This window comes from Romboutsia sp. (assembly GCF_035470145.1).
Taxonomy (GTDB): domain Bacteria; phylum Bacillota; class Clostridia; order Peptostreptococcales; family Peptostreptococcaceae; genus Romboutsia_D.
The window spans coordinates 1-10,903 of sequence record NZ_DATIRC010000072.1; the positions used below are offsets into that span (position 1 = coordinate 1).

Sequence of the window (10,903 nt, forward strand, 5' to 3'; positions counted from 1 at the left end):
AAATAATTAGTTTGTTTATATATCCATGACCGTACTGGAAACAGTAGGGTCTTTTTATTTATAATAATTTAGCATAATTAATGATGAACCGTACCATAAGCAACGAAGGTTTTTGCTTAGGATGTTGATATATCAACTGACGTTTTCATCGGAATATTAATTGGCATTACCTGTTCTATGAGTGTGTACTATATTTATTAAATAAGAGCTCCCCTAATTGTATATAAAAAAACAAGGCTGATTTGTTAATTTCAATCGGTCTTGTTTTTTGTATTCCTTCATAATCTTTTACTCCTCTACTAAACTATCAAATCCTACGCCCTTGCCCCATACTGATATTACGGGTAAAACATCTACAAAGGCATCTGGATCAATTTGTGATATATATCTCTTGATTAACATAGACTCTCTTGGAGAACAGATTGTTAGTATTTTTAACCGAACTAAGTTCTCATAACCACCTTTTACTTCGTAACTGGTAACCCCTCTTTTAATACTGTGGATTATATATTCAGTTATATCCTGGTTATGATTGCTTATTATTTCAAGTTTTACTTTCTTTGAACCAAATCCAAAAACCACAGTGTTTATAACTATTACAGCTATAATCTGAGATATAATAGCGTAAAGTGCAGTATTTAAATTATAAACTATAGCTGAGGATACGATTATTGCTCCATCAATGCAAAGTAGAATTTCGCTCATACTTACAAAAGTAAAAACCTTGCGATGAAGAACCTTTGCCAAAGTATCAGTACCGCCCATTGAAAAGCCTCTCTTTAGTACAAGACCAGAGCCAATTCCACAAATAAGTCCATAGTAAACTGAAGCTAGCATCATATCATTTTTTATAAAGCAGAAATTAAATCTTTCGAAAACAATTAATACGAAGGGGAATAATATGGATAAGATAATTATTTTTATACCTTCTCGTTTACCCATGGACAGCCATGCACCTAATAAGACTAAAATAGATAGTACATAATAGATATAGGTGTAATTAATATGAATTAGTTTTTCCAGTATAATAGACACCCCAGTTATTCCTCAAGTTATTAATTCATTTGGTTTTAAGATAGATGTAATTGCAAATGCAATTAGCACAGAACCTATGACCAAAAATAAACAATCTAATATAAGTTTCTTAAAATCAATTTTTTTCAAAATATCACCTTCCTCATAATTTAATACATCTCTAGTATAAGAAATATAGTTTAAATCTTATAGGTAGTTTAGATTAAGTTTGTGTTAAAAAATCTCCGATAGAATAGAAACGGTGAACCGTACCACAAGTAAGTGCTACACATTAAAACTAAGTGATAGTAGTAAATAATTAGATATGTATTATTATCAGAAAGTATACAAGAGCTAATTTGTGAATAGTAATAACCAATAGCTAATACTTGTTTAGGAAGTAATAATAAGGTTGATATAGAAGTACTTTATTGGCATACTAAAAATGAGGATAAAATTACAGTATATGAATTAGGGGGGCTTAATATAGAGTATAGAGAAATTAGTTTAGATGAGAGTCAACGAATAATGGAGATAAATGCTTCACAGTTTATTAAAAGAGCATGGCGGGATGTAGAGGGTATACGTCAATTAGTTGATATTAACTGTCAGGAAGAGGAGTTGCCTAATGGAACAAATTGGCACATTAAACGTCTAGAAGCTTCTATAAAAAATGGTGGTAAAGCATATGGGTGTTTTAAGGAAGGTGCTTTAATTGGGTTTGCTGTAATAGATGCTAAAATATTTGGAACGATAGATAGTTATGTGTTGCTAGACCAAATGTTTATTTCGTTAGAATATAGGAATAAGGGGATAGGGAAAAGGCTGTTTGAACTTTGCTGTCAAGAAGCAAAAAATAAAGGCGCAAATAAGATATATATATGTGCAGGTTCAGCAGAAGAAACTATAGCATTTTATTTTGCAATGGGATGTAAAGAAGCTCAAGAAATTAATCAAAGATTGTACAAAAACGATATAAGAGATTATCAATTAGAGTATAAGCTATAACGAAATATAAAAATGTGTACAATTAAAAACAAAATATTAGTATTGGCTTGAAATTGAAAAATTAATTAAAAGAATAAAATTAAATTTCTACTTAACTAGATATGGAATATAAAGTGTGTAAACTAAGGATATACACACTTTATCTATTTATAGGTTATTTTTATGCTTTAGATGATTTGATTTTGTCAATAAACATATTATATGTTAGACCTACAAAAACTAATAATCCTCCAATAATTGTACCTTTTGATATTATATCTGAAGAGTAGTAATCTATTATAATTCCTGCAAAGATTTGACCAACAAATATAAGAATAGTTAAATAAAAAGCGGAGATCTTTGGTGTAACAAAGTTAGACGCTGCTACAACTATAACTCCTAATAATCCTCCTAAGTATGCCCAAACAGGTACATTTAATAAAGTGCCTGTTGATAGAAGCGATGGTTCTCTATTAAAAACTAAAAATACAAGAGATACAATTAATCCAATAGCATAATTATAAAAGGTTCCTTGGAAAATTCCTATTCTATCTGCTAAGTTTGAATTGATTAATCTTGCTACTGTAATTGAAACCCCTGCACAAATTGCAATTATTATATATAACATACATTTACCTCCTCTTAATAAAAAGTCATTATAACAATTCCTAAAGATATTAAAGTAAATCCAATTATTTTTTTCTTATTAAATTTATTCACTTTCATTCCAAACAGTCCATAGTTATCTATCATTATAGAAGAAACAGATTGACCCAGTAATCCTAGTGATAATGTTACAGATGCACCTAGAGCATTAAAGGAAATGTTGCTAAAAAGAACAGTAAGAACACCGATTGCTCCTGCACTGTACATATATAGTGGAATATTTTTAGGTATACTTATTTTATTTTTGTTAAGCATTAGGATAAAGCTAATACCTAAAAGTCCTACTATATGAATTATTATACTTGAATAATTATTCCCTATATAATTTGCTAAAACCCCATTAAATGCAACCATTATTGAGATTAATACACCTATTAATCCTGTATATAAACTGTACATTGTATCCCCCCTTTGATTTATTTGATTTTATGATAACATATATATAAATAGGGCTATTATGACATTTGTCATATTAACGTATAATATAATAAGAAAAATTTATATTAAAAATTTTTGGAGGACAATTGTGTGATAAAAGTTAATGATAATGAAAAGTTAAACTATTATATATCGAAATACAATCTAGACGAAATTTTTAGTATTGATATGAAACCATATATGGAACTTGTAATGTTTAATAAACATGAACATATTTGTAAATCAGGAGAGACAATAAGTTATCTTTTTTTCTTAGTTCATGGAAAAGCAAAAGTTTATACATTATTAAGTAATGGAAAATCTCTTTTACTTTGCTTTAACAAGCCTCTTAAAGTAATTGGAGATGTGGAATTTATAAAATTTGATACAGCAGATTCTAATATTCAGGTTATAGAAAATGCTTATTGTGTAGCTATTCCATTTGAAAAAATTAGACAGTATGTACTTGATGATTCAAAGTTTTTAAGATATATAAGTAGTAGCTTAGGTGAAAAGCTTACAAAAATTTCAAAGTATAGCTCCATTAATCTTTTATATCCACTAGAAAATAGATTGGCTAGCTATTTATTGGCTACAGCATCTTCTGATCATAGCGAAATAAGTGGTTTGACGAATGACTGTAATTTAACAGAAATGTCAGAATTACTTGGTACAAGCTATAGACATTTGCTTAGGACATTAAATAAATTATGTGATAGAGGAGCAATTAAAAAGAATAAGGACATTTATGAAATTATAGATATAATGATACTAGAAGAGCTTGCGGGTGACTTATATGAATAAATTTATAAAGTCAAAATTTTATAGGGAGGAATTATAATGAAAAAAATCTTAATAACAGGAGCAGGAAGTGGTCTAGGAGCAGAACTTGCTATATCTTATGCAGAAGAAAAAAATCATATTATATTAGTTGGACGTACAAGAGAAAAACTAGAAAAAGTAGCAAATATAATTACTAAAAAGGGTGCAAGTGTTGAATGTATAGTTTGTGATATAAGTAATATTGATTCAGTTAAAGAATTGGAAAAAATAATTTGTAAAAATCATAATAGTATAGATTATTTAATAAATAATGCAGGGGTTGGTTTTTTTGGACCTATAGAAAAGCTTACTATGCAAGAAATGAATATGATGATAGATATAAATGTTAAGGGAACAATTATGATTACACAGACATTATTACCTTATATAAATGAAAGAATATTGAATATAATATCAACAGCTGGTTTGAGAGGGAAGGCTTATGAAGCTACATACGCTGCTAGTAAATTTGCAGTTAGAGGATTTACAGAGAGTCTTCAAAAAGAATTAATAGATAAAAGTTTGAAAATAACTGCAGTATATATGGGAGGCATGGATACACCATTTTGGGATAAGTCAACACATATAAAAGATAAAAATAGATTGAAATCTGCAGCTGAAGTAGCTAAAGAAATTAGAATGAAAGATGACGGTAGAGTTGAAATTATAATTGGTAAATAAATTTAATATAACATTAACAGGGAGTTTCTTAAAATGACTTTAATTATTAACGAATACTCCCTGTTTTATTAAACTATAGATATTTTATATGATAGAATATAGGCTATATTGTATTTTTAGATATAAAATTATTAATCCGCATAAATTTTTTGTTTATTTGGAAGTACCAGTTTGTTAAATACTATAGCTACAAAAGCACCTATCAAAACGTATATAACTCTATACGCTGTAGCGGTTATAGATGATAATGATATTATAGAAAAAGATAGTGCCATATATGTGGAGAATACAAATGATTCAGCTTGTCGATTATGGGGAAGATAAGCAAGCATTAATATAGTACTAAGTATTCCCAGTATTACAAAAGTAAACGTATCTTTTATTAAAAAAGAACAAATTAAAAAGATTATGGCCCCTATAATAGTTCCTTGAATTCTCCTTAAAGCCCTGGAATTAATTTCACTACATGTAGGAACTAAAGTAAAACAAGTAGATATAGGTATCCAGTACCACTTTGGTAAATTTAAGTATTTCCAAAAGATAAATGAAAAAGCAGTAGCGATGGATAACCTAACAGCGAACCTTGATGTAAGAAGGTCCAAATTTAAGCCATCTCTTAATTTTATATAATTAGATTTTAAACTCGTAGCAAAGTATTCTTTAAATCCTATAATATCTGAATCTATACTTTTATAATTTTTAGACCAAATAACTTCTTCAAATACATATCCTATAATTAATCCTATAAAAGTAGATAATAAGTAGAAATTAAACATAACTAAATTTATACTCAAAAATTGCATATAAATAAATAAAGAATAATAAAACATATATCTATTAGTATTAGTTTCATTAGAAAATATACATACTATAACAAATGGAACTAATAGGTTCAATATTAAAGATAATAATAAGTTAGTATTTGCTAGAGAACCTAAAAAAGTAATTAAAATAATATTTAAATATAAATAAGTAATTTTAGGTAAAGGTCTAAATTTTATACTTTTATTAGGTGTTATAAAGTAAAATAGAGATATTATACCACCCAATAATGCAATATTTTGCAATCTAAATAGAGACCAATTAAGAGCAAATGATAATATAAATATAAAAGTATATCTAAATCCAAAGTTTAAATTAAGCTTATTAAATTGCAAGTTTAATGTATTATTAATAAATTTCATATTAATCACTCCTAGGCATAAAATAAAACTTGAATGAAGATTCAAGTTATAAAAATATTATACATATTAATTTATATGTAGTCAACAAAAATGAATCATGATTCAAGTTTTATAAACTATACTAAAAACGAAAAGTATATTAAAATTAGTATAAAGGAGTGAAAAGATATGAGTGATATAAAAGAACCTATTCAAAAAAGAGCAATAGAGAAAAAGTTGAAACTAATAGAATCTGCTAAAAAAGTATTTAATGATAAAGGATATCATAATACAAATATAAAAGATATAACTGGTGAAGCTGGAATTTCAACAGGGCTATTTTATAAATATTTTAAAGATAAGAGTGATATTTATATAGAAGTTGGAAAGTCTATAATTAAAAAAGAGATAAAAATGGTTTTAGATTTCAAGAATAGAATAATTGAAGAAGATAGTAAAAAACATGTTATAAGAAGTTATATTGAAAATAGACTTGAAATAATTACATATAAGAGTATTCTTGAAGAATTTCATATTTTAACTAAAGAAAATGAAGCTATAGAAGATTTTGCAAATGAAGCTAAAAAAGATTATTTAAATACAATTAAGGATATGTTATTTCGAATTTGGGGTCATGAAACAGAGTCAAAAATACATATTGGAGCTATGATAATATGGCGTACTATCTCTAGTAACATTATAGAGATAGACAATATAAATGACTTAGAGTTAAAAAATGAATATATAGATAATTTAACTAATTTAATATATAAATATATTGAGTTAGATCAATTATCAAATTAAGAGCCTAGATTAAGCTTAGGCTCTTTTTTTATACCCATTTTTTATGAAAGTTGTGTAGAATTAATTTTTATTTTGGTCATCATTACATCTATATTGACTATAATTAGCATATTAATAATTCATAATATTATGAATTATAAGTATCCATGGTTTTTGCATAGCTTTTTAACATATCTATAAATACTAACGTTCCCTTTGATGGAATATTTCCCTCTTGCAAAATGTATGAAAAATGGCGAGTATATTCTTGATTAGTATTCAAAATAGAAATTTCTTTATGTGTTAATGAATTTTTGGTAACAAAAGAAGATATAAATGTAATACCTAGGTTATTTTTAACTGCTTCTTTTACAGAATAATTGCTTCCAAATACAATAATATTTTTAGGATTAATATTATTAGATGATAAGAAAAGATTTAAATAATCTCTTGTTCCAGAACCTTCCTCTCTACTAATCCATGTTTGATTTTGCAATTCTTCAATGGAAAATTCCCTATTTACTAGATAGTGATTATAAGGAACAGCTAATGCCATTTTATCTTTATAGAAAGGTTCTTTTATAAAATCTGAAGATGGCACTGAACCTTCAATTAATGCTAAATCAACTTCAAAATTTTTAACTTTTTTACAAATATTATGAGTATTTTCAATTGTAACTTCTAATTCCAAATCTGGATATTTCTTAGCAAATTGCCCTAAAAAAGCGGGTAAAAAATATTCTCCTATTGTAAAACTAGCTCCGATATGTAATTTACCTTGCACAGTATTGGTATAAGCCATCAATTCAGACTTTGTATCTTCTAATAACTTAATAATTTGTTTTGAACGTTCATAAAGTAAATTCCCTGCTTGAGTTATAGATATCGTTTTTTGTTTAACTGAACGCTGTATAAGTATTATATTAAAATACTCTTCAAGATGCTTTATATGTAAACTTACACTAGGTTGAGATAAATTAATAGCTTCCGCAGCTTTAGTAAAGTTTTTATATTCTACAACTGCTATAAATGTTTTAAGCTCGTTTATCATAAATTTTCATCCTTCCTATATAATTATTAAATATTTTAATGATTATAATTATATATATATATTTTACTTATGATTATATATTTATTATACTCAAACATGTAAAAAAATCATATTGTATGAAAATTATACTTTGGAAGGGTGATGCAAATGTTATTAAATGAATTTGGAATTCATGGAGATATATCAAAAAAACTAAATAAAGTTACTGAAATTTTACCAGGTCTTATTATATGTATAATTATTGCTGGAATAGGAAAGTTCATAGGAAATTATATACCTACCATAGGTGGTGCATCTATAGCAATATTTATGGGTATGGCTGTTGGAAATACCTTTGGAAATGAAAAAATATATGCTAAAGGATCTAAGTTCGCTGAAAGTAATTTATTATCTTACTCTATAGTTTTACTTGGAGGGACACTAAGTGCTCAAACTATACTGAAATTAGGTGTTTCTGGAGTTGTCTTCATAGTATTACAAATGCTTACAACAATTACAGTTGCAATACTAATAGGAAAAAAACTTGGCTTTTCATTAAATTTTAGTCTTTTAATGGCAAGTGGTAATGCGGTATGTGGTTCTTCTGCCATAGCTGCTACTGCTCCCGTTATAGGTGCAGACGACAGTGAAAAAGGAATGGTTATAACAATAGTAAATGTTACTGGTACGGTTCTTATGCTTTTGCTTCCGATTCTTGCTAAAATGTTATTTCCAATGGAAATAATAAAACCCTCTGCATTTATAGGAGGTATACTTCAATCTATAGGTCAGGTTGTTGCTAGCGGTAGTTTAGTAAATGAGCAGGTAAAAGATTTATCAACTATATTTAAAATCGTTCGTATAATTTTCTTAGTTTTTGTTGTACTAAGCTTTGGAACAATGAAGAGAAATTCTTCACAATCAAATTGTGAAAGAACCAATTCAAAAATAAGAGTACCTTGGTATGTAATAGGGTTTTTTATTATGTGTTTTTTATTTACAATTGGTGTAGTTTCACCACAGATTTCTAAAATATTTAAACTTATAACTAACAATTTTGAAATAGTTGCTCTTGCAGGTATAGGAATGAGAGTGAATTTTAGGGAACTTATCAAACAAGGAGTTAAAGCTTCAATTTATGCATTAGGGGTTGCTACAATTCAAATTGTATCGGCCATTGTACTAATAATGGTTCTTTTATAGGTTATGATTAAGTAAGTATATTTTTTTGATAAAAAGAATACTATGAAATGGAAACTTTATTTATAATGATTGAAGGAAGTATTAAAATTGTATATCAGGAAAATGACGAAGTGATTATAAAAATAGATGATATAATTGTACTAGAATCAGATATAGACTATGGATTAGAAGTTTTAGAGGATTCTAAAATGTATAACATACTAGTAAAATAGACGAAGGCTGCACTTAACATAAGTGCAGCTTAATTAATTTAAATTAAGAATTTACTAATATCATCATTTATAAATTCATTGAATTTTTCATATTCTCCATTTTTAATTTGTATATGCTCATTATTATAAAAATAAATATATTCATATACAAGTTTAGTAATTTCATCAGGATTATTAGTAGCTACTAAGTGTTGTAAGTGTAATTATTATAGGAGCAATGATATTAGGAATTGCAGAAAAAAACAATATTAGTATTAAAAAGCATCTTTACAAATTAGCAATAGCTTTCTCTCCTGATAAATTTATGTTTTTAACAGATAAGTAGATTTTATACATATTTATTACTATTAATTTCTCAGTATCACTACTTAATGAATTAAAAATTTCTTTTGCTTTTTCATCAAAATCATTAACATTAATATTTGTTTTAAAATTCTTTGCTATTGATTTTACAAAATCAGCATTAGTATCTAGATAATTACTTGTTTTGAATAAAAAGCTTATATCAGTAATAAAATTACTTTGTTCACTTAATAGAATTTCAATATCACTGCACTTTAATGCTTTATTATTATAATTTATTCTTCTCCAATAATAATTCTCGGCAAGTAGCATAACCTCTAACTTATTTTTATCTATGTTATCTTTTTCTAATTCATTTAAAATACTTTTATTTAAATCTATATATTCTAATATAGTATTTTTAATATCATCTTTTAACTTATAAGGAAAGAAAACATCCATTATTATTGCTGTAATAATTATACCTATTAAACTAAACAGTACTCTATATTCAGTCAACATAAAAACTGAAGTATTTGTTGGATACATTATTTGAAGACCTAATATAGCGTTAAATGTTATAAATATACATCTTATATCATATCGTACTATAAATGTTGAACTGTACGCAGATATAAGTAGTAAAAATATCATCAAAATTATATTGTCATTTAAGAATAAGTTTATTATATTAAATAAAATAGCCCCTATAATAGTACCTATTATTCTATCCTTAGCTCTTTGTTTGTTAAATTCAGAATTTGGGAATAAAACCACTACTATTGCATATATAGCCCATTGTCCTTGATAGATATGAAAATAATTTACTATAAAAACACATAAAGAAATTAATATGGATGCTTTTATTGCTAAATTAAATCTTAATGAATTCATTTTAAAATTATTTTTAAGCCCATACATATTTTCTTTAATTAATTTTAACAATTTAATCTTTTCATTTATATAAATAGATTTAATATTATCCATATCTTCTATAGATTTATAAACTTCTTCTATTGAAGCTTTTAAATTATAGTAATTATACTTGTCTATATCATCTGATATTTTATCAGTTTCTAGGTTATGATAATACTTTTTTAAGTTACCTTTTAAATTTTCTAAACTATTTTCATTTAATATATATAATTTTATATCTTCAAGTATTTTTTTTATGTTTTCTAGTAGAATTATATTGTTTTCTTTACTCTTTATAATAGAAAGATTTGTATTAATTTTTTCAAATAAAACTATTATTATATCTTTTATATAAATACTATCTAAGTCACTTTTAGAATTTTCCATTCTTTCATATATTTTGATTTTTATATTTTTTAATATAATATTTATAGATTTATTTTTATCATTTATTTTTTCATCAGCTAAAATCAAATCTATTTCTTCTTTTATTAAATCTATAACATTTATAATTTCTTTATTTACAACAGCATTAAAGTTATAATTAGATAAAATACAATATAATAGCATTATTACTATTCCTGAGAATGCAAGAGCAACTAATCTTAGAGGCATATCATTCAATGAAACTGGAGAATATATAAACATTAAATATGATATCATAAATCCAATACTTTTTGATGGTTTAGCATCATAACTAAATAAATAATAAATAATAAAACTTATGA

12 protein-coding genes are annotated in these 10,903 nt (G+C 25.8%); 6 read left to right on the forward strand and 6 right to left on the reverse strand.

Going from position 1 to position 10,903, the window contains the following annotated elements:
• Positions 1 to 288 precede the first annotated feature (288 nt).
• Positions 289 to 1,035 (reverse strand): YitT family protein, encoded by a 747-nt coding sequence (locus VLM92_RS02490; RefSeq protein WP_325274775.1) that lies wholly within the window; start codon positions 1,033 to 1,035, stop codon positions 289 to 291.
• Between the two features lie 507 nt (positions 1,036 to 1,542).
• Between VLM92_RS02490 and VLM92_RS02495 the strand changes: the two genes are divergently transcribed.
• Positions 1,543 to 2,022: a GNAT family N-acetyltransferase gene (locus VLM92_RS02495; RefSeq protein WP_325274776.1), complete on the forward strand. Its 480-nt coding sequence runs from the start codon at positions 1,543 to 1,545 to the stop codon at positions 2,020 to 2,022.
• Positions 2,023 to 2,182: 160 nt separating this feature from the next.
• Here the strand turns inward: VLM92_RS02495 and VLM92_RS02500 are convergent, their stop codons facing one another.
• A complete protein-coding gene (locus VLM92_RS02500) occupies positions 2,183 to 2,629 on the reverse strand; it encodes a DMT family transporter (RefSeq protein WP_325274777.1) in 447 nt (148 codons plus the stop codon).
• Between the two features lie 14 nt (positions 2,630 to 2,643).
• A complete protein-coding gene (locus tag VLM92_RS02505; RefSeq protein WP_325274778.1) occupies positions 2,644 to 3,066 on the reverse strand; it encodes a DMT family transporter in 423 nt (140 codons plus the stop codon).
• A 129-nt stretch (positions 3,067 to 3,195) separates the two neighbouring features.
• Here VLM92_RS02505 and VLM92_RS02510 point away from each other — a divergent pair, with 129 nt between their 5' ends.
• A complete protein-coding gene (locus VLM92_RS02510; protein ID WP_325274779.1) occupies positions 3,196 to 3,888 on the forward strand; it encodes a cyclic nucleotide-binding domain-containing protein in 693 nt (230 codons plus the stop codon).
• Between the two features lie 36 nt (positions 3,889 to 3,924).
• Positions 3,925 to 4,587 carry an SDR family NAD(P)-dependent oxidoreductase gene (locus tag VLM92_RS02515; RefSeq protein ID WP_325274780.1) on the forward strand — a complete coding sequence of 221 codons (663 nt, stop codon included), beginning with the start codon at positions 3,925 to 3,927 and terminating at the stop codon, positions 4,585 to 4,587.
• A 131-nt stretch (positions 4,588 to 4,718) separates the two neighbouring features.
• Here VLM92_RS02515 and VLM92_RS02520 read toward each other — a convergent pair whose 3' ends face one another.
• Positions 4,719 to 5,771, reverse strand: a complete 1,053-nt coding sequence (locus VLM92_RS02520) for an FUSC family protein (RefSeq protein WP_325274781.1) — start codon at positions 5,769 to 5,771, stop codon at positions 4,719 to 4,721.
• Between the two features lie 168 nt (positions 5,772 to 5,939).
• On the opposite strand from VLM92_RS02520, the gene VLM92_RS02525 reads away from it, so the two are divergent.
• Positions 5,940 to 6,554 (forward strand): TetR/AcrR family transcriptional regulator, encoded by a 615-nt coding sequence (locus tag VLM92_RS02525; protein ID WP_325274782.1) that lies wholly within the window; start codon positions 5,940 to 5,942, stop codon positions 6,552 to 6,554.
• A gap of 127 nt (positions 6,555 to 6,681) precedes the next feature.
• Here the strand turns inward: VLM92_RS02525 and VLM92_RS02530 are convergent, their stop codons facing one another.
• Positions 6,682 to 7,584: a LysR family transcriptional regulator gene (locus VLM92_RS02530; protein WP_325274783.1), complete on the reverse strand. Its 903-nt coding sequence runs from the start codon at positions 7,582 to 7,584 to the stop codon at positions 6,682 to 6,684.
• Between the two features lie 147 nt (positions 7,585 to 7,731).
• Between VLM92_RS02530 and VLM92_RS02535 the strand changes: the two genes are divergently transcribed.
• Together VLM92_RS02535 and VLM92_RS02540 are read left to right on the forward strand one after the other, a co-directional pair.
• Positions 7,732 to 8,766 (forward strand): YeiH family protein, encoded by a 1,035-nt coding sequence (locus VLM92_RS02535; RefSeq protein ID WP_325274784.1) that lies wholly within the window; start codon positions 7,732 to 7,734, stop codon positions 8,764 to 8,766.
• Between the two features lie 47 nt (positions 8,767 to 8,813).
• Positions 8,814 to 8,978, forward strand: coding sequence for a hypothetical protein (locus VLM92_RS02540; RefSeq protein WP_325274785.1), 165 nt, complete (start codon positions 8,814 to 8,816; stop codon positions 8,976 to 8,978).
• Between the two features lie 267 nt (positions 8,979 to 9,245).
• Here the strand turns inward: VLM92_RS02540 and VLM92_RS02545 are convergent.
• Positions 9,246 to 10,903 (reverse strand): FUSC family protein (locus tag VLM92_RS02545; protein ID WP_325274786.1); only part of this gene is annotated, 1,658 nt, incomplete at its 5' end.